Source organism: Rhodopirellula europaea 6C (genome assembly GCF_000338295.1).
In the GTDB taxonomy this organism is placed as follows: Bacteria; Planctomycetota; Planctomycetia; order Pirellulales; family Pirellulaceae; genus Rhodopirellula; species Rhodopirellula europaea.
Window position 1 is genome coordinate 1 of sequence record NZ_ANMO01000175.1, and the last position, 25,551, is coordinate 25,551.

22 protein-coding genes and 1 pseudogene are annotated in these 25,551 nt (G+C 55.3%); 6 read left to right on the forward strand and 17 right to left on the reverse strand.

Translation table 11 applies throughout. From position 1 onward, the window contains the following. Window positions 1-1,110 (reverse strand): FG-GAP repeat domain-containing protein (locus RE6C_RS18360; RefSeq protein WP_039962497.1); only part of this gene is annotated, 1,110 nt, incomplete at its 3' end. 548 nt (window positions 1,111-1,658) lie between these two features. Between RE6C_RS18360 and RE6C_RS18365 the strand changes: the two genes are divergently transcribed. From RE6C_RS18365 to RE6C_RS18380, 3 genes are all read left to right on the forward strand, one after another. Then, window positions 1,659-3,068 (forward strand): DUF1501 domain-containing protein, encoded by a 1,410-nt coding sequence (locus RE6C_RS18365; protein WP_008658906.1) that lies wholly within the window; start codon window positions 1,659-1,661, stop codon window positions 3,066-3,068. Then, complete coding sequence (locus RE6C_RS18370) at window positions 3,068-5,002, forward strand: DUF1549 and DUF1553 domain-containing protein (protein ID WP_173401808.1); 1,935 nt, start codon at window positions 3,068-3,070, stop codon at window positions 5,000-5,002. Before RE6C_RS18365 ends, RE6C_RS18370 begins: the two co-directional genes overlap by 1 nt. Before the next feature lie 145 nt (window positions 5,003-5,147). After that, the gene (locus tag RE6C_RS18380; protein WP_008658908.1) at window positions 5,148-5,855 is read left to right on the forward strand and encodes a hypothetical protein; all 708 of its coding nucleotides are present in this window, start codon (window positions 5,148-5,150) and stop codon (window positions 5,853-5,855) included. A gap of 70 nt (window positions 5,856-5,925) precedes the next feature. Here the strand turns inward: RE6C_RS18380 and RE6C_RS18385 are convergent, their stop codons facing one another. Both RE6C_RS18385 and RE6C_RS18390 read right to left on the reverse strand, forming a co-directional pair. Beyond that, the gene (locus RE6C_RS18385) at window positions 5,926-6,543 is read right to left on the reverse strand and encodes an ANTAR domain-containing response regulator (RefSeq protein ID WP_008658909.1); all 618 of its coding nucleotides are present in this window, start codon (window positions 6,541-6,543) and stop codon (window positions 5,926-5,928) included. After that, window positions 6,540-7,016, reverse strand: a complete 477-nt coding sequence (locus tag RE6C_RS18390) for an ANTAR domain-containing response regulator (RefSeq protein ID WP_008658910.1) — start codon at window positions 7,014-7,016, stop codon at window positions 6,540-6,542. Before RE6C_RS18390 ends, RE6C_RS18385 begins: the two co-directional genes overlap by 4 nt. A gap of 486 nt (window positions 7,017-7,502) precedes the next feature. On the opposite strand from RE6C_RS18390, the gene RE6C_RS18400 reads away from it, so the two are divergent. After that, complete coding sequence (locus RE6C_RS18400; protein ID WP_173401809.1) at window positions 7,503-9,461, forward strand: PAS domain-containing hybrid sensor histidine kinase/response regulator; 1,959 nt, start codon at window positions 7,503-7,505, stop codon at window positions 9,459-9,461. Between the two features lie 73 nt (window positions 9,462-9,534). Here the strand turns inward: RE6C_RS18400 and RE6C_RS18405 are convergent, their stop codons facing one another. Together RE6C_RS18405 and RE6C_RS18410 are read right to left on the reverse strand one after the other, a co-directional pair. Further along, window positions 9,535-10,065: an NUDIX domain-containing protein gene (locus tag RE6C_RS18405; protein ID WP_008658920.1), complete on the reverse strand. Its 531-nt coding sequence runs from the start codon at window positions 10,063-10,065 to the stop codon at window positions 9,535-9,537. Window positions 10,066-10,068: 3 nt separating this feature from the next. Next, the gene (locus RE6C_RS18410; RefSeq protein ID WP_008658921.1) at window positions 10,069-10,998 is read right to left on the reverse strand and encodes a metallophosphoesterase; all 930 of its coding nucleotides are present in this window, start codon (window positions 10,996-10,998) and stop codon (window positions 10,069-10,071) included. 64 nt (window positions 10,999-11,062) lie between these two features. On the opposite strand from RE6C_RS18410, the pseudogene RE6C_RS30625 reads away from it, so the two are divergent. Further along, a pseudogene (locus RE6C_RS30625) lies at window positions 11,063-11,291 on the forward strand (integrase core domain-containing protein); the annotation flags it as partial. A 78-nt stretch (window positions 11,292-11,369) separates the two neighbouring features. Here RE6C_RS30625 and RE6C_RS18420 read toward each other — a convergent pair. The 11 genes from RE6C_RS18420 to RE6C_RS18475 all read right to left on the reverse strand — a co-directional run bounded on the left by RE6C_RS18420 (window position 11,370) and on the right by RE6C_RS18475 (window position 23,576). Continuing rightward, window positions 11,370-11,738, reverse strand: coding sequence for a hypothetical protein (locus tag RE6C_RS18420; protein ID WP_039962500.1), 369 nt, complete (start codon window positions 11,736-11,738; stop codon window positions 11,370-11,372). A gap of 713 nt (window positions 11,739-12,451) precedes the next feature. Then, window positions 12,452-15,637 (reverse strand): S9 family peptidase, encoded by a 3,186-nt coding sequence (locus tag RE6C_RS18430; RefSeq protein WP_008658925.1) that lies wholly within the window; start codon window positions 15,635-15,637, stop codon window positions 12,452-12,454. Window positions 15,638-16,130: 493 nt separating this feature from the next. After that, window positions 16,131-17,033 carry a hypothetical protein gene (locus RE6C_RS18435; RefSeq protein WP_008658926.1) on the reverse strand — a complete coding sequence of 301 codons (903 nt, stop codon included), beginning with the start codon at window positions 17,031-17,033 and terminating at the stop codon, window positions 16,131-16,133. Beyond that, window positions 17,030-17,956: a DUF1559 domain-containing protein gene (locus tag RE6C_RS18440; protein ID WP_008658927.1), complete on the reverse strand. Its 927-nt coding sequence runs from the start codon at window positions 17,954-17,956 to the stop codon at window positions 17,030-17,032. The genes RE6C_RS18435 and RE6C_RS18440 overlap by 4 nt, the downstream gene beginning before the upstream one ends. Then, window positions 17,953-18,342 (reverse strand): hypothetical protein, encoded by a 390-nt coding sequence (locus tag RE6C_RS18445; protein ID WP_008658930.1) that lies wholly within the window; start codon window positions 18,340-18,342, stop codon window positions 17,953-17,955. The genes RE6C_RS18440 and RE6C_RS18445 overlap by 4 nt, the downstream gene beginning before the upstream one ends. After that, the gene (locus tag RE6C_RS18450) at window positions 18,339-18,827 is read right to left on the reverse strand and encodes a PulJ/GspJ family protein (protein WP_236618323.1); all 489 of its coding nucleotides are present in this window, start codon (window positions 18,825-18,827) and stop codon (window positions 18,339-18,341) included. Before RE6C_RS18450 ends, RE6C_RS18445 begins: the two co-directional genes overlap by 4 nt. Further along, a complete protein-coding gene (locus tag RE6C_RS18455) occupies window positions 18,824-19,057 on the reverse strand; it encodes a hypothetical protein (RefSeq protein ID WP_236618324.1) in 234 nt (77 codons plus the stop codon). Before RE6C_RS18455 ends, RE6C_RS18450 begins: the two co-directional genes overlap by 4 nt. A 154-nt stretch (window positions 19,058-19,211) precedes the next feature. Beyond that, window positions 19,212-20,333, reverse strand: a complete 1,122-nt coding sequence (locus tag RE6C_RS18460; protein ID WP_008658935.1) for a type II secretion system F family protein — start codon at window positions 20,331-20,333, stop codon at window positions 19,212-19,214. Between the two features lie 161 nt (window positions 20,334-20,494). After that, entirely contained in the window at window positions 20,495-21,304 is an 810-nt protein-coding gene (locus RE6C_RS18465) for a hypothetical protein (protein WP_008658936.1), read from the reverse strand. Further along, a complete protein-coding gene (locus RE6C_RS18470) occupies window positions 21,304-22,356 on the reverse strand; it encodes a type II secretion system F family protein (RefSeq protein ID WP_008658940.1) in 1,053 nt (350 codons plus the stop codon). Before RE6C_RS18470 ends, RE6C_RS18465 begins: the two co-directional genes overlap by 1 nt. Then, window positions 22,353-23,576, reverse strand: a complete 1,224-nt coding sequence (locus RE6C_RS18475) for a GspE/PulE family protein (RefSeq protein ID WP_236618325.1) — start codon at window positions 23,574-23,576, stop codon at window positions 22,353-22,355. The genes RE6C_RS18470 and RE6C_RS18475 overlap by 4 nt, the downstream gene beginning before the upstream one ends. A gap of 130 nt (window positions 23,577-23,706) precedes the next feature. Between RE6C_RS18475 and RE6C_RS18480 the strand changes: the two genes are divergently transcribed. Beyond that, complete coding sequence (locus RE6C_RS18480; RefSeq protein WP_008658944.1) at window positions 23,707-24,954, forward strand: DUF1559 family PulG-like putative transporter; 1,248 nt, start codon at window positions 23,707-23,709, stop codon at window positions 24,952-24,954. Window positions 24,955-25,043: 89 nt separating this feature from the next. Here the strand turns inward: RE6C_RS18480 and ypfJ are convergent. Next, a partial coding sequence (gene ypfJ / locus RE6C_RS18485) for a KPN_02809 family neutral zinc metallopeptidase (RefSeq protein ID WP_039962502.1) occupies window positions 25,044-25,551 on the reverse strand: 508 nt, incomplete at its 5' end.

The following is a 25,551-nucleotide window of genomic DNA, read 5'->3' on the forward strand; positions in this document are numbered from 1 at the left end:
CTGCCGACCAATGCCGGCCTCACCATCAGCTTTGTAGGGCACCCAATCCACACCATCGCTGCTGCGATTCAGTTTGAACCAATACACAACCGCCCCCGCGTCCCACTGAGGACTCTGGCGGTGATGCGACCAATAGGTTTTTCCGGTAACGATGTCTTTCAACCCATCGCCATCCATGTCGGCTAGCGCTACCGAATGCAACTCACTGAACACGATGCCGTATTTGTTCTCGGAAGGATGCTCCCCCATGATCAAATGATGCTTGAACCGGGGCTCGTTTCCGTCGCCAGGGATCTGTTCATACCACGCCAAACCGAAATCATGGGCACGATGGCTGGTGATGATGTCGTTGTCACCGTCGCCGTCGACATCGTAAACATACATTTCAGCCCCGCCGTATCCTTCGCTCAGGGAAACCTCGTGATGGAACCATCGCGATGACAATGCTCCCGTCATCGGTTGTTCGAACCAACCCTTTGAATGAATCAAGTCTTGGCGTCCATCTCCGTTGACGTCCCCAATCCCCAACCCGTGCCCAAACTTCTTGGATACGATTTGTTCGGAGATCGGGTGAAAATCCCATGCATTCAACGGATGTTCCCAATCGACCGTGGCAAATCCGAAGAAGCCATCCCGGGTGCAGATCAACTCAGGTTTCGCATCACCAACGATGTCCAACAATTGCGGAGACTCATTGGAAACCCAGTCGAACACTTGGTGTTTTGGCCAATGCTGACCCAATCCGCTTTCACCGGGATTTTCGTAGACATAGGCGGGTGTCCCCGGGAATCCCACGACGAAGACATCGTTGCGACCGTCTCCGTTGAAGTCATACAACCAACTGAAAAAGTTGTCCGCATACCGATCCATGTTTTGTGGAACAGGCGGGTAGATTTCATGCTTCGTTGAATAGACCGGTGCTTCGAACCAGTACGGACCATAGACAATGTCCGCCACGCCATCTCCGTTGACGTCCGCCGCGTTCGCACCTTCGGAGAAATATGTGCCGGTCAGTTGTTTTCGTTCAAAGGAATGAACGACATGCTCGTTGCCCTTTGCCATCACAGGCATGGCGATGCTGACCAACAAAAGAATTCGAGACACAAACATATTGAGAGACCTTGCCGTGGGATTTGTCCCGCACATGGACGTGTCGGGACGGAGGGACGAAGTCCGATCTCAAAGATTCAAATGAAACGCGAGCATTTCGAAAACGGTCGGACTTTCGATCGACATATGATCGCATAAAAACAATCTCGCCGCTGAGCTGGCACCAAAGACAACCTGCAATCCGGCCCAATAAAATCCGCTTGCTCGATCCGGTGAAACATCACCGTCCAGCATTCATCATCCGCTGAACTAAGCAGGTCGGCAGGAATGATCAAGTACAACCATGTGAGCCGTTTGGGCGTTAGCCCCGGTTGTGCGTGAAAACCGTGGCTAACGCCAACGGCTCACATACCCGATGAAACCTGCGTACCTGCTTAACGCGTTTGGTGAGAAGCGTCACAAACCGCCGTCACGTCTTTTCGTCGCAACGGCTTCGCACGTTCGTTATAGTGAGTCCAACCAGATTCAGGACGACAGACTCAGCACGACATTGCTCCGTCGGAAACCCCAAAACTTCCACCGAGCCCTCCCAACTGATCCACGCGGCCATGAAGATCCCCACCTCGAATCAGATCCCATCGCAATCCCGGCGAAGTTTCCTCGCCAATGCGGGCGGTGGAATGGGAATGCTAGCCTGTGCCTCACTCGCGCAAGCCAACTCGGGTGCAGGCGTTCATCAGCCGCATTTCGCCCCGCGTGCCAAACGAGTGATTTGGCTTTTCATGCACGGCGGCCCCAGTCACGTGGATCTCTTAGATCCCAAACCAGCGTTGACCAAGTACAGTGGCCAGCCGTTGCCGGAAAGTTTTGGCAACGTGATGACGCGTCGCAACGTCAAGAAGAATCCGTTGCTGGCTCCCATCCGCAGCTTTCGTCCTCGAGGCCAATCAGGTTTGGAAATCAGTGATTTCCTTCCGCACATGTCCGAACACGCCGACGACCTTTGTGTGATCCGGTCGATGCACGGCGACAGCGTGAACCATCCGCAGTCCGTTTATCAAATGAACACGGGCAGCATCTTGATGGGCAATCCCAGCGTCGGCAGTTGGGTCGCTTACGGATTGGGATCTGAAAACCAGAACATGCCCGCATTTGTCGTGTTGCCCGATCCGGGCGGAGGACTCAAGGGCGGACCGCCGGCGTGGGGAAACGGCTATCTACCTGCGTCTTACCAAGGCGTCACCATGCGTCCGGGGAAATCGCCAATCCTTGATTTGCAACCTCAGCCGGGCGTCACCGATAAACAACAACGGCTTGATCTTTCCCTGATTCAAAAGCTGAACCAAAGACATCTCGAACAACGCGAATTTGACGATCGATTGACCGCTCGCGTGAAGGCCTACGAGCTAGCGTTCCGAATGCAATCTGAAGCACCTGAGTTGGTTGATATTCAGAAGGAGACTCAGCAAACCAAACAGATGTACGGCATTGACCAAAAAGAAACACGCGAATTTGGAGAGCGTTGTTTGTTGGCCCGTCGGATGCTCGAAAGCGGTGTGCGTTTTGTTCAGTTGTATTCTGGCGACACCAATGGCTGGGACGCACACGCCAACGTTGACAAGAATCACACCGAGTATTGCAGGCGAACCGACAAACCCGTCGCTGGCCTGTTGCAAGATCTCAAGCAACGCGGGTTGTTGGAAGACACGTTGGTCATCTGGGGTGGCGAATTCGGACGCATGCCCATGAGCGAACAAGGAAAGGGCCGCGACCACAACCCTTGGGGCTACAGCGTCTGGCTAGCGGGTGCCGGAATTCGCGGTGGTCGTGCGTTCGGCGCAACGGATGAAATCGGACTGCGAGCGGTCACGGACAAAGTTTCCGTCAACAATTTCCATGCGACGCTTCTGCATCTGTTGGGAATGGATCACTACGACCTGACGTACTTTCACAACGGATTGGACAAACGTTTGACCGGTCCGGATGAAGCGGAAGCCGTCGAAGGGATCCTCGGTTGATGTCTACTTCACAAAGAAAGTTGTGGTCAGTCATAAACGCGAGTTGCCTGAATGCGTTGACCGTCCTGTGTGCCTTTGCCATCGGCACGTCGAACCTTCCGAGCATCGTCACGGCCGACGACAATGCCGCTGACTATGTCGAGTTGCCCATCGACGAATACGATCGTGAGCACTGGGCGTTCTTACCCATCGAACAAGTCAAAGTGCCGCAGCCTTCCAACGCTGGTTGGCGTCAAAATGCAATCGACGATTTCGTCCAATTCGAACTTGGGCGACGCGGGTTGCAGCCACAACCCGAAGCTTCCCGTCGAACTTTAATTCGGCGATTGAGCTTCGACCTGACCGGATTGCCACCGACGCCAACTCAGATCGCCGAGTTCGAATCGGACAAACGAACCGATGCTTATGAGCGACTGGTCGATCGTTTGCTCGACTCGCCTCGACACGGCGAACGATGGGCGCAGCACTGGCTCGACTTGGCTCGTTTCGCTGAAACGGACGGCTTCGAGCATGACAAGCTCCGACCCAACGCGTGGAAGTATCGCGATTGGGTCATCGCCGCTCTCAATGATGACATGCCCTATGACCAATTCATTCGACTTCAAATTGCTGGCGACGAAACGGATCCGGACGACGGCTCCGCTTTGACGGCAACGCGGTTTTGCCTTTCAGGACCGGACATGCCGGACATCAACCTGATCGATGAACGTCGGCACACGGTTTTGAACGAATTGACGTCGACCATCGGCGAGGTGTTTCTCGGCTTGCAAGTCGGTTGTGCCCAATGCCACGATCACAAGTACGATCCGATCAGCCAAGCGGACTTCTATCGACTGCGTGCCATCTTTGAACCATCTGTCCCTCTCAAGAAGAACCGTTCACTTTCGACGCTAAGCGAATCGTTTCCATCGGCACACTCCAGCCACGTGATGCTGCGTGGGGACTTCCGCAGTCCAGGTCCTGAACTCAGCCCCGGTGCGATCCGAGTCGTTTCATCGAAAACGCATGCTTACTCGCCGAAACCATCGAACAAATCGGCGGGACTTCGAACGGCCTTGGCGGATTGGTTGGTCGATGCCGAGAATCCTTTGACCGCGCGGGTCATGGTCAACCGCGTGTGGCAACATCATTTCGGTGCGGGGCTATCCAGCACGCCCAGTGATTTTGGTGTGATGGGTTCCGAGCCCAGCCATCCTGAACTGCTGGACTGGCTCGCGTCCTCATTCGTCAAGCAAGGATGGAGTCTCAAGTCTTTGCATCGAATGATTGTGACGTCGGCCACCTATCGTCAACGAAGCCGACTCGACAAGAATGCAACCGACTCCGAAAGAGATGCCTGGGCGGAGGCACAGAAAGCTGACCCGCATGCCCAACTGTTTTCCCGCTATCCACGCTGGCGGCTCGAGGGCGAAGCGATTCGCGATGCGATGCTGGTTGCCTCGGGACAAATCAACTGGAAGTCCGGCGGTCCAGGTGTTCGCCCACCGCTTCCCAAAGAGCTGGTCGGCACCTTGCTCGTGAACCAATGGAACGTCACGGAAGATCGCTCCGAGCATGATCGGCGCAGCATCTACGTTTTTGCTCGACGCAACCTGCGTTACCCAATCTTTGAAGTCTTCGATCGTCCCAGCGCGAACACCAGCTGTTCTCGCCGAGACATTTCAACGACCGCACCACAATCGCTGCATCTTTTGAATTCGCAGTTCTCGCTGAATTTGGCTCGATCAATGGCCGAGTCGATCGCCAAGGACCATCCCACTGATGCACAACGCGTCGATGCGATCTTCCTTCGCTCCTTCAGTCGGCTCCCGACACCCGAAGAACGGATCGATGTCCAGGACTTCCTGAATGCGAGCCCGTCGACCAACGCGGAGAAACTGGCCCACCTGTGTTTGGCTCTTTTCAACAGCAACGAGTTCGTCACCGTCGACTGATTTTGGCCCGAGCATCCCGCTGAATCAGAGTGTCCACACGGTTAAAAATTTCTTCGCGAATCGCCTTCATTTTCGCGAAGCGACCGCGAGTTGTCGGGCTCATGGTTAGGAGCAACCCGCCCGAACCAACGCCGGAAAACAACTCATGAATGATCAATCCTCTTCCCAGCCAATCCCACTTTGGATCAAACTCGCTTTCACCGCTTTCGTCGCGGTTCTCACACCGTACTATTGGCGAGAGTATGGACCGACCAACTTCCTTTATTTCTGCGACGTCGCGTTGTTTTTAGCTGTCGCCGCGGTGTGGACGCAGCGCCCTCTCTTTGCGTCGATGGCAGCGGTTGGGATCACGATTCCGCAACTGCTTTGGCAAGTCGACTTCGTGGGGCAACTGATTGGAATGCCCGTCACGGGAATGACCGACTACATGTTTGACCCGGGCATCTCGTTGTTCGCACGCGGCCTGTCCTTCTTTCACTTTTGGTTGCCGATCTTGCTGATCTATCTGGTGTGGCGACTCGGTTACGACCGGCGAGCACTGTTTGCTTGGACCGGCACCGCGTGGATGTTGCTATTGATCTGCTATTTCGTGATGCCACCAGCCGGCGCCACGTTGGACTTCCCGAACCAGCCTCACAACATCAACTACGTCTACGGAATGGATGACGCTCAGCCGCAACAATGGATGCCACCAACAGCTTGGCTCACAATGCTATTCGTCGGCCTACCAGCACTGCTCTACTATCCAACTCACTTGGTATTGAAAACGTTCCTTCCGAATCATTCACCAAGCAAGTCTGAAACGACAACAGCGGAACCAAGTCCCAAAGCAGCCCTGGCAAACGCGTCTTGAGCAAACGTAGCCGAGTCGCACTGGCAAACGGCGTCAGCAAATGCTCACGCCGCCTGAAGTCATCGCGAGATCAATGCCTCGGTTTCGGCACTTCCGAAAAAAGATCACCCGTCGCACAAACGTGCTTCGCGAGATCAATGAGCTTCTGACGGCTTCGAGTGGCCGTGCTCTGCAAAAGCCGATGAGCATCCGATTCGCCCAGGTCACGAACCTGCATCACGATTCCCTTTGCCCGTTCGATGATTCGACGGTGCTCCAGTTTCTCCTCCAGCTCGGCGACCTGGCGACGCAAGTCCTCGAAGTGTTTGAATCGTCGCTCAGCGAGAAAGATAGCTGGTTGCAAACTTTCCGTCGTCAGCGGTTCAACCAAGTAAGCCATCACATGGTCTTCCAAGGCTCGTTCCACTTTGTCGAGATCATCACTTCGGGCGACGATGATCGCGGGAACCGGACGTTTTTCGCCGATTCGAATCAACGCCTCAATGCCGTCCATGTCAGACAACCGTGGTGCCGCGACGATGACATTCGGCGGACAGTGCACCGAGTGCTCGATCAGACACTTGCCTGATTCTGTGACGACGGGAACCGTGTGCCCGAGTGCTTCGAGCATTGTCGACATGACACGACGCGAGCATTCGTCGCCGTGTGCCAAATAAATCGTCCTCGATCGGCCAATGTCTTCATTCATGGCGAAGCTTCTTCACTTTCGTCGTCAATGGGTTCATCGTCATTGTGTCCGAGCGTTTCTTTCAGTTCAGAAATCCGTTGCTTCATCAGCTTGGATTGATCAAACCGGCGTCGAGCCAGGTAGATCGCGGTACGAAGATCCCGGTCGTTGACCGGTTGAACCAGGACACCCATGACTTGGTCCGCCATCAACCGATGAGACCGATCAACGTCCTGGTGCTCCAGAACCGCAACGGCTGGGCACACATTCAGCTCGCTCAGCTCATTCAACAAGCGGAAGCAATCGTCTTCCTGAAATCGCGTTCCCACCACCGCGATGTCGGGCGGGTTCTCTTGGCATCGCCGAATCATGACCGCGGGTGACGGCGTAGAAAGTTCAACCTGATGCGTGAGCAATTCCAAGTTGGCTTGCAACACCTTCCGCTGCCCGTCGTCCCCGCTCGCCAAATAGATTTTCAAGTTGCTGTCTTTCATTCTCAAAACGGATCCGCCGGCGGCAGTCTGTGGAACGTGTCACCTCGTTGCTCAGATGCAAGTATCGTGCCGCCGTCGTTTCGGATGCGGAAGCAATGTCGCTGCATTCAAGCTCGACGACGAACGATGTTTGCAGACTGACCGCTGACGGTACGACTTGCTCGCTTTCGCGCCGCAACCAAGCCAACCGCCATCGTCCGCGATGGAATCAATTCGGCTGACGTAGCAGTTTTCGCAGTGCTTCTCGCATTGCATTCCTGGAACGCTCAATCGACACTATGCATGATACGATCCGAATCAGATCGAAGCAGCGTTTCGCGTTAGAACGCGTGGATCGAGCGGCCCAATCTTTGCTTCCGTGCTAAGTTCTTCCGTGCCAAGACAACGGTCCGTATCAACAGCGTGACGCTGGCTTCCATCCTCTCCGTGGATCGACACCTCCTTTTTCGATTCAGTTCCTCCCGAGCGACCAACCGGACCAGATCCTTGAGACGTCAGAGCACGACAGAAGAGCGTTTGCGACTCGCCGTGTCGGTGGCTGAATTCGGGATCATCGAGATTGACTACCTGAGCGGTCGAGCGGTGGCGGACGAGAAAGCCGCGGTGCTGTTTGGTTTGCCAGCCAACCAAGAAGTCACCCGAGAGGAAGTGCACCGGCGGTTTCATCCCGATGATGTTTTCGACATCGAACAGAAAGTGAAAGCGTCCCTCGAACCCGATGGCACTGGCGAATTCGCAACCCAACACCGAGTGGTTCACCCCAAAGGAGAGATTCGATGGGTGAGTGTTCGGAAACGAATTTTCTTTGACGAGGTCGATGGAAAACGCGTGCCCGTCTCAGGCATGGTCGCCGCCATCGACATCACGGAACAAAAAGAAACGGAACACAACATCCGCACGGGTGAGACCCGCCTGAAGCTTGCCGCCGAAGTGACTGGCTTCGGCACCTACGATTTGGACATCCGCAGTTCGGACTGCGTTTGGTCCGACGAAATCTATCGCATTTTCGGAATCGAAATCGGAGAAACATTCCCACGAAACGCGATGTTCGATCGAGTGCACCCGGAAGACCGTGCTCGATACCGGCAACTGTTTTTGTCGTTGTCTGGCAAAGACGTCAAGCACAGCTTCAAGTTGGAACATCGGATCGTGCGTGCTGATGGCGAGGTTCGTTGGATCGTCAATTCGGGGCTGCTCTTGTTCGACGAGCGGCACCCCGGATCCATTCCCGAGCGAGTGATCGGAACGATGCAAGACATCACCGATCGAAAACTCTTCGAGCAATCGCTGCAGGACGCACGACACGCGGCCGAAGCCGCAAACCGATCCCGCGGCGAGTTCCTCGCAAACATGTCGCACGAAATCCGCACTCCGATGGCCGCCATCCTGGGTCACGCGGATATCCTTCGCGACCATCTGCAGGACCCGGACAACTTGCAAGTCGTTGACACCATTCGTCGCAATGGCAATTTCTTGTTGGGCATCATCAACGACATTTTGGACTTGTCCAAGATCGACGCAGGCAAACTCGAGGTCGCCAAACGACCGGTTCGTCCAGATGCAATTGTTGCGGAGGTTCGATCGTTGATGGACGTTCGTGCTGCGGAAAAAAAGCTGCCGCTGAAGATCGAGTTTGACGGACCGGTTCCCGAGATCATCCACACTGATGCAATTCGAATTCGACAGATCCTGGTGAACTTGGTCGGAAACGCGATCAAATTCACCGATGAGGGCGTCGTTCGCCTGACGGTTCGATTCGACGAAGAAGACAGCCGACTTCAATTTCATGTGATCGACACGGGGATCGGTATCCCGTCCGACGAAATCGACAAACTGTTCGATCCTTTTGTGCAAGTCGACAACACCTCGACGCGTTCGTTCGGCGGCACAGGATTGGGACTCGCTATCTGTCACCGACTCGCGCACGCATTGAACGGGCAAGTCGACGTGGAGAGTCAGTACGGGGTCGGAAGCCGGTTCACTTTGTCGGTCAAGGTCGACCCTCACGTTCAGCTGGTCAATCCGAACCTCGCCCTTTCGGTATCAGCCGATGTTCCTCACGGTGAAATCAAACTCGACGCAAAAGTATTGGTGGTCGATGACCGACGAGACATCCGCTACCTGGCCCAGCACTTCATTGAGCGTGCCGGCGGCGAAGTGGTGACAGCGACCAACGGAAAAGAAGCGGTCGAATTCATGGCAACCGGTGACGCTGAGGATGTTGATTTGATCGTGATGGACATGCAGATGCCCATCATGGATGGCTACGACGCAACCAGCGAACTGCGAAAACGGGGCTTCGAGCTTCCTATCATCGCATTGACCGCGAACGCCATGAACAGCGACCGCGACGTGTGCCTCAGCGTCGGATGCACGGACTACACCACCAAACCGCTGGACAGCAGATTGCTGATACGAATGATCGACCGTTTGCTGACGGCCTAGCTTCCTACGCTCGCTTCACGAAGCTCTCGCCGGATCTCTCTGGCCGCAACGCGTCAGCGTCCGGCTCCCGTTCTCAAAGCTCCATCCCTACCAGCTTCGCGAACAACACTCGCATCAATTCGCGTTTGCGGTCTGAGTTGCCATCCATACGGTCGCGAATTTGATCGAGCGTCATCCACTCGTGCCCCGAAACCTCGGCAGGATTGTGTGTGATCGGCGTGTCTTCGGCGACTTTGCTCAGCGATCCATAGTACGACTTGCCCTGCATAGGCCGGATCGAAAACTCAACGTCGCGACTGCCTTGCCGCTCCGGGATTGCTTTGCGTCCCAACCAAACCGAACGCCGAAAATGCATCTGCTTTCGACTGACGCCAAGCTCGACGTCCAAGCATTGCGACGTCGCCTCTTCGACCGATACGTTCGGCGGGATGCCTTCTTGCGGTGGCATCCATGCTCCACGACCAGCGGCGGGTTGGACAAACAGAAACGCGTCCCGTTCGAGCGACTGGATCAAACAAATCACCACCGGTCGGTACCCCAGCAACCGCTCGCGTGTCGGACGGTCATACGCCAGCTTCCCGGCCACCTTGATCCAATCCAGCATCGGTCACTCCTTTCCAACCCAATGAAACTTCTGCGCCGACAACGCGGTTTCGCCATCCCAGCGATACGCCACTAACTTGCCATTCTTGGCCACGCTGTAATCGGTGCAAGCCACATTGACCGCCAACGGAACCGGTGTTCCCGTCAACCAATAATGCCCCACCAACACTGGCGGAGCATCGGGCGGATAACCAACCAATCCTTCTACTGCGGATGGATGAACCGCCAAATCGGGGACGTCGTCGGATCCGAAATGATAGCCACGGTAGGTCCGTCCCGCAGGCTGCTCGTACCACTTCACCCGAACCGTGTCTCGCACATGCCCGGATTTGTCGACGATTTCGTGCCCAGCCGGCAACTTCAGTTCCGGTCCTTTCAGCACATCTTCGACGGCTTTGTACAACTCACTTGGAGTTCTCGTGGCCTCTGCCAAAAATTCAGGTGTGAACCGACCGAACGTATCCAGCGACCGATTGATTTCGTCAATTCCGTCCTCCATCCAAGCCGCATGCACCACACGGACACCGTCCAGTTCCACCGCCACGGGTAGCGTTCGAAACCAAGCGATCGCATCGGCCAATTCTCGCGTCGACAACTGATCCAAAGTGGCTTGGTGCTGCTTGCGATTCTTCTCCGAACGTTCACGAAACCACTGGTTCGCGGACCCTGGCACAGCGGTATGAAACGCGATTGCATTGAACTCGTGGTTGCCCATCACCACACGAGCGTCACCGGCATCAAGCATTGAACGAGCGATCTGGATCACCTCTGTGATCGCGGGCCCACGATCGATCAAGTCTCCCACGAAAATCGCCATCCGATCCGCATGTCGAAACCCTTGACCGTATCGCTGGTACCCCAACTCCAACAGCAACTCAACCAGTTCCTCCGCATGCCCGTGGATGTCACCAATGATGTCGTAGTACGAAGGCAAAATCTGTCATCCTGATTGCTGCGTGGCCTGGTTCCAATCCGAAGCCATCATAGCAATCAACCACGACCTCAGTAGGCCCGGAAAACCAACGGATAACGCATTCATTGAATCTTTCAACGGAAGCGTCCGAGCTGAATGCCTCAACAAAAATTGGTTTCTGTCGCTCGGGCGCAGCCAAGGAGAAGATCGAAGCTTGGCGAGTTGACTACAACGAACATCGACCCCATAGCGCTTTGGGCAACCTGGCCTCCGAAGATTTCGCTTCATCTGGCCGGGCCCGCCCGGCCAGATGAAGCCCTGATTTTCTCACTGCCCCTGTATCAGAAAAAGGGAGCAGGTCACACGGAGCCGTCATGTTCATCGTTCTGGTGCTATTGATCACTGCCGGGGGCATCGCAATCCCGCGTGAAGTGGATTCCCAACAGGATCTTTCGGGGATCACCATCAGCTTGGAAGGTCGCAAGCAGAAGATAGGGGAAGCTGAACATGCCTCCAAGGAACACGCTCAGAAACGCGAAGAAGTGCCCTTTGGGGGTGAAGCCTTCACGCCAAGTGATCCAAGTTGCACCGAGGAAAAGGTAAATGAGAAAGTCCGTGTCGAACTGCGACCGCCAGTTGAACGCCATCAAGTCGTTGATCGCGACGCTTGGCCAGTTGATCCCTTCAGAAAGCGAAGCAATCACCGTCATTGCGTAAATGAGCAAGGTGGCGAACAGCAAGAAGACTCGCAGCAAATTCATGCAGGATTTGTCGGTTGGCGGATGGCGGATGGCGGATGGCGGAAGAATTTCACGAAACCGCCCTGAACGAAGCGAAGACATCTGAACTACTGGGGAATGTACCAAGGCCAGCCGGGGTCGCGAAACTTGGAAGGTGTGCCGACGGCCTAGCTTAAAAACCATGTTGAAAGCGGTCAGCGCAACGTAACAGTTTCATTGGGTTGAAGATCGAAGGACAGCTCAGTGCCGGGGCGATCTGGAGTCCAGCCTGCGTCGACAGCAGCGGCCATGATCTTGCGAACGAGCGATGGCGTTATGGCGTCGTAATTGAAGTCAGGCGGGGGTGGCCCCTCGATGTTGAGATAGCGGTCGCGGTGGGGGACAGTGACAACGATCCGCTGTCCATTGTCAACGGATTGTACAACCAAGAGTACGTATTCGGGCGACGACAGAGCGCGAGCAGAAACGGCCCAACGGTACTCGATGCCGTCAACGTGAATTGGCGAACTGCGTCTGCGTGCGAGCGTCACAAGTCGAATACCTGGGGCTTATAGCGGGAATGTGAGCGACGAGATGTCGTCCATGCTTGGGAAACGTTTGAAGTCGGCTGGATTTTAGCCGATTGAGCCGAGTTTGGCGGGATCAGGTTGGTATGGAAACCGGGCGTTTGATCTGGTTGTCTGAAGCTGTCAAACACGCCCTCGCTTTATTCGATGCCAGTGCTTTTTCTCGACTCAATCCTCGGCTGGTTCGAGCAGGTCCAAGCCGAAACGGTTCCCTTTGTCGACACCGGGGACACCGACGGCCATCCACTCGGGCTCGGGGGCATCTTTGAGATAGTGGTCGAAGAACTGTTGCATTCGTATCGTAAAGTCTCGGCGGTTGTGGTCTCCCATGACCCAGTGTGGATCGCCGTTGTAGTTCAGCATCCAAGCTGGTTTCTCCAGACGCCGCAGCGCGACGAAGAGTTCGATCCCTTGATACCACGGGACCGCCCCGTCTTCGTCGTTGTGCAGGATCAACAGCGGAGTGTTGATTTTGTCGGCAAAAAACAAAGGCGAATTGGCGATGTATTTCTCTCTCGCGGACCACAGGTCTTCTCCGATTCGGCTTTGAGTCCTCTCGTATTGAAACATTCGACTCATTCCGCTGCTCCAGCGAATGCCACCGTAGGCGCTGGTCATGTTGCTTACTGGAGCTCCAGCTTCGGCACATGCGAAGCGATCGGTTTGTGTGACCAAGTAAGCCGTCTGGTATCCGCCCCAACTGTGCCCTTGCATGCCAATCCGATCTTCATCCACGAAGCCTTGGGCAACCAAGTGGTCCACGCCCGGAAGGATTGAATTGGCGGCGCTTTGTCCTGGCTCTCCGGTCTTGTACGGAATGTCAGGGATGAAGACGAGGTAACCACGGCTGACATAAAAGCTGAAGCAGATAATCGATCGGCCCGCAGCCGGTGGGTAGTGGCTATGCAGGCTGTCTGATTTGCGTTCGTAGAAGTAGACGATCATCGGGTACTGCTTGGCAGGATCGAATTCATCCGGCTTCATCAGAATCCCATTCAGCTCTTGTCCGTCCTGCGCCTTCCAATGTGTTAGCTCGGCGGTGCCCCACGAAATCTCGTCTTGTTGCGGATTCGCGTCGCTGACTCGCTGGATCTTTTCGAAATCAATCGTGCTCGTCCAAAGATCCGGGAAACGCCTGAACGTGCTGCGGGTGAACACAACCTGGTTGCTGTCTTCGGCCTTTCTCAATCTCGACAGACTCTCGTCCAGCATGATCAATGGTCGAAGGATGTCTTCCTCCGCTTCATCCTTTTTGCTCGGCGGATCAAGAGCGTAAAACCCGCTCGCCTTTGTGTCTCGTCGAAATGCACTCAGGATCATTGTCTTGGAACGGTCGATGGACCGTTGCTCAGGATCGAGACGAAGGTAGCGAAAGCGAATATCGTTCTTGCGGCCTTCTCCCAGCGTGATGCAAATTGGTTTCGTTTCGCCAGTTGGATCTAGTTGCCAAATGTCGTGCGAGTCGTAAACCAGGAACGCTTGGTCGTTGTCTAGCCAACCCGCGGTTCCGTAGGCGGACGGCAACGTCGGACGATCGTTTAGTTCGTCGTAAAGAGGATGCTTGATCCCCTTGCTGATTTCGATTGTCTTGGTGTTCTTTCCCTTGGTCGCTTTGGCGAACCATTTGCCGTTTTTCGCATCAAACCAAACGATGTGTTTGCCCTGGGGTGAAATGGCGGCATTCCATCGGACCTTTTCCAGTACACGCTCGCGGTGCCCGGAATTCAAGTTGACGAGGTAAACGTCCTGGAAGCCGGGAACTTCCCAAGAGAGTGTTTTGCGATAAGGGACGTTGGTGTTTGCGACCGCAATGTTAGAAGGTGAGCGAAGGTCGATGCGAAGCGAAGGGATCTCACTGTCCTCCAACTGAACCACTCGGTTCGTTTTCAAAATGAAAGCCGCCCGGTAGCGACGATTGCGTTCTCGTTCGGCCTCGAGGAGTTGTTGCGGTTGAAGCTGAGGGTCTTGCCAGTGCCAGATGTCAAGTTTGGCGTGGTTGTCGGATTCTTCTTCGACCTCTCGACCTTCCGCTTCGGCTAGACGCTGTTTCTGAACCTCCTCAGGAACGGGAGCTGTTTCGAAATACAATCGGCGGCCATCTTCTGAATAGCTTTGGCTGGATTGTGGAGACAGCCACCAACCGGTTGGAAGTCCCTCGTCCCCTTCGCCGACGAGACGATTCGCTTTCTTTGAATTCGCCTTCCATTGATAGAGAGCCCACGATGGTGACTCGGATTCGTAGTCGTCTTGGTTGCTGATGAACGCCAACTGAGAACCATCTTCACTGAAGGTTAAGTTCTTGTACTCGCCGATTCCGCTGATGATGGTCCGGTGGCGAAGCGAATCCAATTCGATCGTGTGGACACCATCGACAGGACCATGTTGTTGGTTGTCTTTGCCGTTTGAATCCTTGCCGTCTGGTTGATTGTCGGACGTTTCCTTTTCTTCGTTCGATGGTGAGGGCTTAGTTGGTTCGGGGGCTTCGACCGAAGTCACAAAGGCGAGTCGTTCGCCGTGCTTTGAGAAACGAAAGGAACGTACGAACGGGAACGTCCGCAGCACTTCGGTATCAAGGTGAATCAATTTGAGGGCCGTGCCGACCGATTTCTCTTTCTGTTCGTGATCCTTCTTGTCGTCATCCGTATTCTCTTCGGCGGGATGATTCTTTTCGTCTTCTTTCGAGTTCTTGTTTTTGATCAGCGACTCGATTCGGCCGCGTTGGCGATTGAGTTCCTCGCGACTTTTCAGTTTCAGCTTCTTCGTAGGTCGTTGCAGCCCTTCGGGGGTGACTTCGTAGACTTCGCGATCGTCGCTGGCAGTCTTTTTCAATTCGTTGTCGCCGGTTGCTTCTTCCATCAGGCAGGCCACCCAATCGCTGTTCTCTTCCGGCAATCCAAATGAACGCACACCTTGCAGAGTTAACAGTTCTCCCGATTCCAGTTCTAGAATTTGCAATGATGTCTGAGGCATCTCATCAGCAGGCGTCTTCTGCTCGCGAAGCTTCTTGACTTTCTTCTTTTCCGGCGGAACCCGAAAAATTATGAAGCGACTGTTGTGGGTGAAGCGGGCACCCGTCCCACGCTCAACGATGTACTCGCGAGCGGTCTCGGCGTGGTGGATGTGCAACGTGCCTTCGCCGTCGATCTGACCGCTTTGGACGGTGTAGACGATCCAACTTCCGTCGTTGGAAATGCTGGTGCCCGTCAATGTGTTCCAGTGGTCGTAGTCACTGTGTTCAAGCACTCGCCGCGTGATGTCTTGCGAATGAAGATCGTCACATGCCGCAAAGAAGAGAACGGCGAACACTGATGCCTGGGTGCCGATGCGGCGTCCAAGATCAAAAACAGAAAACATAGAAAGGGTCCCAGGAAGCAAGTTGAACCGAGCGTTCAAGGATAGTCACGTTGTTTCGAGATGGAAACTTCCGACCGTCGGCGTGGGGGTGTCGGATGGACGCACCAATTCAAAACGTCGATTCGGGGTTTCAGAGATCAATCGGGAACAGTGGCCATCTTTTGACGGTATGGCAATATCCGGATCTCATGTGAGATAGTCGCTGGCTGTTGATTCGATGTGCCCAGCGAGATGCGGTTTGCCATAGCAGCGTGCGTTCATCACCAACGTCCGCCACCGAGTGACTTCTGATCATGCAGCCAGATCGTCCAAGAAAGGAAACCGTCAGACCCGGCGATGGCCAGCGTTTGGGGCGGGGAGATTTCCGTTAAGCACGTGAGCGGGAGTCCTTGGGCTTTATCACGTAGCAGCGTCTCTCCGAGACGCTGTCATTTGCGAGTCTCAGAGAGACTCGCCTACGTGAGATTCTATACGATCATTCCTGCCGAACTGCTTAGGAAGCTTTTGTTTGTGTGCCGAGAACGCGTTCGGTGTTGATCGATGCGGTCGGGGACGAAGCACTTGAGAGATCCGCGGCTGGCTCTTCTGCGTTGGATGTGATGCGGAACCAGCGGTGTCCGCTTGATCGGAGCAAGAGCAGATAGACCAGCGAAAATAGATAAAAGCCTGCGAAGGTTCCCGAGACTATCAGTGCTTGTTCATCTGCGTTGTTTTTCTCGAGGTCCATGATGAATAGGACAACGAAAGGCAGAGCCAAGCACAGTGGGGCCAATCCGTAAATCCAGGCCCATTGGCGTCCCAGCAGCGTGAGTGTGAGCAATGTCCACGACGCTGCAATACTGAGCATCATCGTGACGGTGGCATCGAACAGACTTAACCAACCGCTGGCGATTTTAAACAGGACATTTCCGGCGGCAATCGTCACCGCCATTCCCAAAATCTGACGGATGTTGCGCTGTCCGGTTGGCGGTGTCGGGCCGCGGTGAATCGGACGTCGGAACCATTGCCAAATCAGAAACGGTCCCAAGCACGATGTGCTGGCCAGCAAGAGGAGTTGAGCGGCGAATGACGGCATGGATTGCAGTGCCAAGACCATTGCGATCGCATTGATGAGCAGGAAGGATCCCACAGCGATTCGCCAACGTTGCACTTGGCGTTTTGCGTTTGGTTCCTTCTCGACATGGATCAGCGTTGCCCAGGTACCCATCGCCGTCCATGTTGCCGCGAGCCCACCAAAAGAGCATGCAAACAAGAGCTGGCTTTCATCCGACATGGAATCGGGATCGCTCGTTCCAGCGAAGCCAGCCAAACCGATTGATAGCACGATGGACCAAATGAAAAACCAGCTCAACGCAACGCCATCGACTTGATCCTTTTCAAGCGATGGATCGTTCATTTCAAACTTTGTTCACGCAGTGTTTCGATGGATTGAAAGTGCATCGGCAATTGCCCGTCGCGACGGTCGACGATTTGTTCCAAGATTCGAGGGTCCGTTTCAGATGCTTGAAAGCGAACCTCGCCGGAGCCAAACAAAAAGTGGGCGCCGGCTGGGTGACGACTTCCGACCGAACCAACCGCTGAGGTGACCGGCTGTGCGAAGCGATCAACGCTGGTTTCAATGCCACCGCCCACATTCCGCAGGGTCGCACGTGTGCCGCTGAGCCAACCCAGATCATCCAGCGGCAATAGTTTCTCCGAGACGAAAGCGGTGTTGGCCAACCCGTCCGTCACATCGTCTCGCGTGATGGCGACGTTGAGGATGAAGACACCGTGGTCGCTCTCATCAATGGCCTTCTCAGTCGGATGATGCAGCCCAACGTAGTTGCTGGCGTTGTCGGGATTGTGCTCGGAGGAAGGGCATCGAAACAGTGGGAGGCGAAGTTGCAACACCGGTTGATTGACCTCGTCGTAGACGCTGACGGATCGATCGATTCGATTGGCCACAACGGGTTGGTCCAAAAGATCCATCAGCCGCCCCAACCAATTGTGATGGTTGCCCTCGGCGGTGCTCTCGATTGGCCCGGAGATTCCGTCTTCGGGGGCAAGGACGGTCCCAACGGGGAAGTGCATCCATCGATCGTGGTAGCTTTGGATTGCCAAGCCGATGGGGACGAGTTTCGATTGGCAGGCCGCACGCCGGGTCGTTTCGCGAATCGATTGCAGTGCGGGAGCGGACAAACCGACCAAGACGCCGATGATTGCGATCACCACCAGCAACTCCACCAGCGTGAAGCCATTGCGGAACGCCCGGTTGCGACGGCGAAAGTGTGATTGGCGACCAGCGATCGTGAGTTTGGTTGGACGGTGGCGAATGTTCATGAGTTGCCTCGTTGTTGGCGTCGGATGGACATGCCAGGGCGGTCATTGCGAACCAGAGTGGCTTCGATCTGTTTGGATTGATTGTCGGAATCGACGAGCTTCACTTCGATCCAAACGTTTGCTTTGTCGTCGACCGGAAGTCGAAGGTCAGACGCTAGGTCATCGTTGATCGTTTGTGCGGTGTGGATGGCGGATTCAAGCAAGGCGATCATTTGTTGATCACGCTCGTGTTTCCGTGAGTTCGCGGCGTGTTTGCCGATCGCGATCGCGAAGGTGCCCACGAGCAATGCCAAGGCGAGCACCAACACCAATGCGGCCAGGCCGCGGCGAGGTGTTCGGCGACGCCGATGGGAACGACATGGATCAAAACGATGTTTCGGGATCAATTTGGCATCCTCGGAGCGGCAAGGATCTGAATTGGTTGAGAAGGACGATCTGGCAGCGTGATTGTCAACTCGACCAGTGATGGTTCTGTTTCGGGATTCTCGTCCGAGATCGGCTGTAGGCGAAGTTTTACTTGCGAGCGTTCGTCAATGAGGTATCGGTCGGACGCGATCTGTTTTGAATCGGCGGATTTGATACTGCGAGAAAACCATGTTTCTGAATCGAACTCGTAGGTGATTCGCGAATCATTGGTGGATTCCAGGATCAACCTCAACTCGACTACCTCGATCGCGCCGGCCGATCCAACGTCGCGGCGCAGGTCGTTCGCCAATCGCCGAATCTCTTGGCGGTGGATCGCCGCGTCGCTAGCGTGTTTGCTGCTGGTGCGAACCAATCGCACCAATCCAAGCGTTCCGCCGAGCATCGCGATCACGATCGATAGCGTGATCACCATTTCAATCAGAGTGTAACCATTGCGGCGAGTCATTCGGCGGGCTCCATTCTCCACACATGGTGTTGCAAAGTCTGCGAATCAACCGTGGTTTGGATTGTTAAATGCAATCCGGAATGGGAGCCAGTCTCAAAGGAATCGATTTGGATTTGAATGTCGGATTCGGGACCACGCTGTTCAGCAACGCGTTCGATGTCTTCATAGGGAATCAGCAAGAATCGTTGCCCCACATTTTCGACTGCGAGTTGTCGTTCCAGCCGATCCATGGAATGTCGATCGAACGAGAGCCCGCTGTGATGCATCTGGACCGCGAAACCCGTCGCAACGGCTAGGAACGCAAACCCAGCCATGGTTTCAAGCAATGTGAAACCTGGGCGGGTTTTGTGTCGTGGCCGGTTGGGATGAGCCGCTCTCATACGTTTAGCTAACTGCTGTGGTGAGTTTGGTCAGGTACAGAAACACGGTGACAATGTGGGCCATCACGTAAACTCCGACCAAGACGACCGCGAGTGGAATCAGCCAAGACATTCTGACTTTCCATGTCAGCGATCTTCGACGCGAGATGTTGTCAACCAATTGGTCAATTGCGGATGGCAGGTGGTGGTTTCTCGCCGCGCTGGTCAGCCAAGACCGCTCTTTCGCGGTCACGATTTGTGATCTGCGAAGGGCGACGGGTAATGTGGTTCCGTTCTCGATCAACCGAGATGCTTTGCGGCATCGTTTTCGGATCCAACGATTGCCAGATGACTGCGACGCCAATGTCAGTAGTTCCGATTCGGCATGTTCGGATCGCATGCCAATGCTCAGCGAACGTAGTATTTCACAACGCCAGCGAGCGATGGAATCTTTGCCAAACCACGGGATCCAGCGGATTAACCAGGCGGGTTGCCATCGAATCAAGATCGCCATCATGAACCAAATGAATACTAGGATCATCAGGCCTTCATAGATTGACATGATTGTTTGCAACATGTCATTGATGTTCGAGTCGATATCGAAGAACTCCTCGGCGATATATTCGAATCGCTCGGATATGAAGCCTCGTATGAAGTACCCCAGACCCCACGCCAAAAACATGGTGGCGATGAGATAGATCAATTGTTCCGCGACGATCGGAGCGGAGACAGGTGTGCCGGCGTCGATGCTTTGTTGCTGGCGAACCTGCGATCGGAAAGTTTTGTCGGCAAATGAGTCGGGCGTCGTGGTCGTGGCCTGAGGGTGCTGGATCGCAGCCAACGTGTCCGCGGTGATTGGCAGCTTCGATCGCCGGACCGCATTGACCAAAGATTCGCCACGCATCAGACGAGCAGAGAACGTTTTGCCTCGAAACGCAATGCGACTGGATGAACCATTGGCGAGCGATTCCGCCAGGACAGGAACCGAGGCTCGAGTGCCGGCAGCCAATCGCATCCAACGATTCAACGACTCCGCTTCTTCACGGTAAGTCCAACGCCTGGCGACAAATAACGTTCCGATCATCATGGCCAGCAGCACAAACGTGATCGGATGGGGCGCTGAGCTCGCCAACGCAAGGACGCTCATTGACCAGAGCACCCATTCAAGAAATGCAAAGACTCGAATGGTAAAGGGACGAAAGCGCGGCACCGGCTGCGTGATCAAATTCCACTTGATCGTACGCAACGTGGCGGCGAATAATCCGCACGCGATGGCAGCTGCAATGAAGGGTAGTGAGTGACCCATGTCTAAAACCACCCGCCTGAATAGGTCAAGCCATCCAACATCAAAACGATGTTTGTGTTGGTCGACAAGATCGCAAGTCCAGCGGTGAACAACGCACCGATCAATCCCACTCGGAAGAGATGTCTGACGGTGCGTTGCGATCGAGTCTGAAGCAACCAGTGGCTGTCCGAAGCGGCTTGGTGCCACATGCGGATGGTCTCCTCACGTGATAGCTGGCTTTGCCCCATCGCAATCACCGCCGCCAATGGATGGTCTTTGATTGGTGGGCGGAGAAGGGCGTGTTCCCATGATTGGCCGGAGTCCAATCTCGCAGCGGATCGATCGATCCAGAGTCGAAGCGGAGTGAATCGCGTTTCGTCGGATGCGGCTCGAAAGGCATCGCCATAAGTTTTTGAGTTCACCACCGATTGGTAGATCGATTGACAGAAGTTGGCCAGGGCGATCGTCTGGATCGCTCGACCAAGCCCTGGAATCTTGCTGATGATGGTTGCAACGAAAACCGGCAAACTGCCGCGAAGAGAGAGTTGAACTAAGAGCCAGCCAAAACCCGCGATCACAGCGATGCCAGCGTAAACCCATATCATGCTTCGCATCCAAGTAACCACCACCTCTTTCTCTTCCCAACCCACGTAGTAGACGGCGTCCTCGCTGAGTTCTGCGACCGCGGAGAGCAGGAAGGTTCCCACCGCCAATGCGGCGATTAGGTAGATGAAGCCGATCGTGGTTGCACGAGACAGACTTGATCGAGCGTCATCTCGGATGACGGACCACATTTCTAATTCGGCTTGGTCGGAGATCGTCGGAAACGTCATCAGGCGAACTCCCCAATGGCATGCAGGAGCGGTGAAATCGCGGCTCGCAACAAAACGACGATAATCGCGATCATCAGGATCCAGGCGATCCAGTGAGGGACGTTTTGCAACCACCAGCTTTGCTGCCGATTGGCTCTTTCATCGTGCAGTTCGCTCAGCTTGCGCAAGTCACGGGCGATTAGGTCGGCGTCTCGTTTCCCGGTGACCAAATCGACAACGCATTCCTTGATCGGGGCCGGTGTATCAGGTGGGAAGTCCAGCGATTGTTGGGACGTCGCGCCCGCACGAACATTGGTTGCCACGGTTCGCCAAAGCGCTGGCGTATCGGAAACAGCGACTTCCGCGGCGGATTCGATTGCTCGAGCGGTTTCGATGTTCGCGTTTGGGATCTCAATCTGGATCGCCAGCCATCGACAAAACGTCGCCAAGTGACGCGAGGGTTGTGCGCGGCGGATCGAACGGCGAATTCCCCAGTGCATCCACGCCGCAAAACACGAGAGGATGACGATCACCACCAACGCAGCGAGCAGGTAGTTTTGGACAAACGTTTGGACGATCTGATCGACGGAAGGTGCAAACGGTGACGCGATGGGTTGCGATTCAGCGATCGAAACTAAGATCCATGGCAACACAAAGAAGACAACGACCGACGCAACAACCATGTTGAGCAGCGGATTGATCGCGGACAGCCAGGTTCGCTGTTGTTGATCTTCGCGTTGGCGAATGAGTCGGACGGTTTCGTGGATGGCGGCGGTCGAACCAGTCTCAGCCATGATTTGCATGGCGATGCGAATCGGCGTCTGATACGGCAGGGACAACGATGCCATCGCGACGGAAGGAGATTGGCCATGCTTGACACGTACGCGAACAAATTCAGCGGCGCGACCAAGACGCCCCAGTGCCGCGTCGTTCAATCCCGCCAAGCCTGAGACGAGGGAACGTCCCGACGCAGCCATGGCGGAGACCTCCTCCAGCAACAGAGCCAACGACTCGTCGTTGAGTTCGAAAGAGTTGGTTGCCGAGGCGGGCGTTGGATTCGGGTTGCTCGTCATGAGGTTCGCCCCAAAACGCGGAAGACTTCTTCTCGGTCGGTAACGCCTTCTTCAATCAATCGTTCGGCTTGGCAACGCAGCGAATCGATGCCGGCGTCTTCAAGGATTCGGTCGAGGTCCGATGCGGGCAGTTGCTTTGCCAAGGCATCGAAAACGGCTGGTCCACATTGGGGATCGTTCAAGTCAACGATTTGTGAGATCGGTACTCGCCCGGCGTATCCCGTGCCGTGACAGCGCGGGCAATCCTTCGTCGCCTTTGGGGCGGAGTCACACACATCGCATCGCCGGCGTAGCAAGCGTTGGCACAGCACGCCGCGGAGTCCGCTCTGAATCGCGAACGTTGGCAAATTCATTTGCACCAATCGACGCAGTGTTCCACCGATGGTTCCCGCGTGGATGGATGAGAAGCACAGATGGCCGGTCATGGAGGCTGCTAGGACAGCTTCGGCCGTTTCCACGTCGCGAATTTCGCTGACCAGCAACACCTCAGCATCTTGTCGAACGGCGGCTCTCATCGCGGAAGCCAGTGTCAATCCGCTGCTAGATTGCAGTTGGCTTTGACTGATCGAGTCGATCACGGATTCGATCGGATCTTCGATCGACAGGACGCTTCTGCGAAACTCTCCGCCAGCGATGTGCGACAGGCAGGCGTACAGCGTCGTGGTTTTGCCGCTGCCTGCCGGACCGGCGACCAGCAACCAACCGTCGCGAGCGTCGCAAATGGTTTGGAGCCGATCCAGCGTGCCCGCATCAAGCCCGAGTTCGTCCAATTGCCGAACGCTTTCACGTTCTTCCATGATTCGGATAGCGGCTCGGTTGCCGTGGACGGTGGGGAAAATGCCCAAACGCATTTCGTGGTCCGAAGTGTTTGGGTCGCCCGCGTCGTTGCGATTAGTCCCACCGCTTCGCCACCGCAAAGGGCCTTCCTGAGGCACGCCCATTCGGTAAGACGGCATTCCCGCCAACGCCATGAGTCGTGCAACCGGATCGCTTTCATCGCTTCGCGGGAACGATTCAACCGGTTGCAGCACGCCGTCGATTCGAAAGGAGATCTCCCACGATTCCAATCGTGGTTGAATGTGCACGTCGCTGGCACCGCACTGGATGGCAGACGTCAGGCAAGACTGGATCACTTCGATTGCGAAGTTAGGATCCGCGGGAGACAGACGAGACGCGGGGCTGATCACCGATAAAAGTTCTCTTGGGAAATTTCGAGGCACGAAACCGCCACGTGCCGCAGGACGTTAGACTAACGGATTCCCCCGAGGGAAGTATGCGTCGAGCGTAAAAAGTTTCGATCAAGTCGACCGGCTGGAAGCCTATCCCACTTTCTATCTTTGCGAGAATGATATGAAGCGATCACAACGTCCAAACGGATTCACGCTGTTGGAGTTGCTCGTTGTGACAGGCGTCATTGGGATCTTGGTTGGGTTGTTGTTGCCTGCGGTGCAAGCGGCACGAGAGGCGGCGCGGCGAATGAGTTGCTCCAACAACCTCTCGCAAATCGCTCTCGGTGTGGCTCAGTACCACGACGCATTTGAGCATTTGCCGCCGCACGGAACGGGGACGTTCAACAACGCGAATGATCCGCTGACGACCAACCAGTTTCGGTTGAGTTATCTGGTGTCGATCACGCCGTTCGTCGGCAAGGTTCCTCTTTGGGAAGCGATCAGCGAAGGCTACGTGGGGCAACCGCCTGAGAGCGATCATAGTGATGTGGATTACGATTTCTTACCCTACGACGAAGTGGATTATGGAGTGATGGGCGGGGGTGACGTGCAACATCGGTATGAACCCATGGGACCATCGCCTTCCATCGCGGCGTACACCCCATGGGAAAACGAAGTCGGGATTTATCGGTGCCCATCTGATCCTGGATTGGGATCGCCCTCGCTCGGGCGAACGAATTACGCCGCGTGCCTTGGTGATGCGATCGAAGGTTTGGATGAAGGATTGTGGATACACGACGGAACCGCTTGGTCTGCCAGTGGCAAGTTGCAAATGGAAGCGACTGGACGCGGTGTCTTCGTGCCTCGCATGATCACGTCCTATAGCGATGTGAAAGACGGTTTGTCCTCGACGATTTTGCTCGGCGAGATTTGCACGGACTTGGGCGACAACGACATTCGAACGTTTCCTTCGTTGAACAACGGCTGGGGCGGAGGCGTGCTGGATGATGTAGAGGTCTGTCGCACGCAAATCGATTCCACGCGGCCAATGTTTTGGGAAGTTGGGAAGGTTCAGCTTCCAACCAACCCAGGGCAAGCACGCGGGCTTCGCTGGGCAGACGCGATGCCGTTGATGACCGGATTCAACACAACGTTGCACCCCAATGCGGCACTCTGTTTCGGTGGCGATGCAACCACGATCGGCACGTTGACCATGAGCAGCCGGCATCAAGGCGGCGGCCATGTTGCGATGGCGGACGGATCAATCAAATTCATCACCGACTCGATTGATTGCGCGGGGGGATGGGGTGTCGGAACAGTGGTTCTTAATGGGGAAGGCGAGCGGGCACCCGGAAGTCCAAGTCCCTTTGGATTGTGGGGGGCTCTTGGGACTCGTGATCAGAGCGAAATGCACGACTATGAATACTGAGAGTGCTCGATTGCATTCCGGCAGTCGTCGTCTTCTGTAGCACGGTGGTCCCCACCGTGAACCCACACCCGTCTCAACACACCAGCACTCTAAAGCTGGTCGGCTTGAAATGTGTCGCCTTGATTCAGGTCGCCCGTTTTCAATCCTTTGGTGAACCAACGCAACCGCTGTTCGCTGGTGCCGTGGTTGAACGTCTCGGGTTGGACGTAGCCTCGGCTGCGTTTCTGCAGGGTGTCGTCACCGATGGCCCGTGCGGCCGTCATGGCCTCTTCGATGTCACCGTCTTCAATGATGCGATATTTCTTTTCCGCATGATGCAGCATCACTCCGGCAAAGAAATCCGCTTGCAGTTCCAATCGAACCGAATACTTGTTGTATTCGACCTCGGGAACCCTCTGGCGAATTTGATCCAATTGGTCGGTGTAGCCAAGCAGGTTCTGAACGTGGTGACCGACTTCGTGGGCGACCACGTAGGCTTGAGCAAAGTCCCCCGGTGCACCGAGTTGGCGAGCCAGTTGGCCGAAGAAGGAAGTGTCGAGATAGACCTTTTCATCGGCCGGGCAGTAGAACGGGCCCGTGCCGCTGCTGGCCATGCCG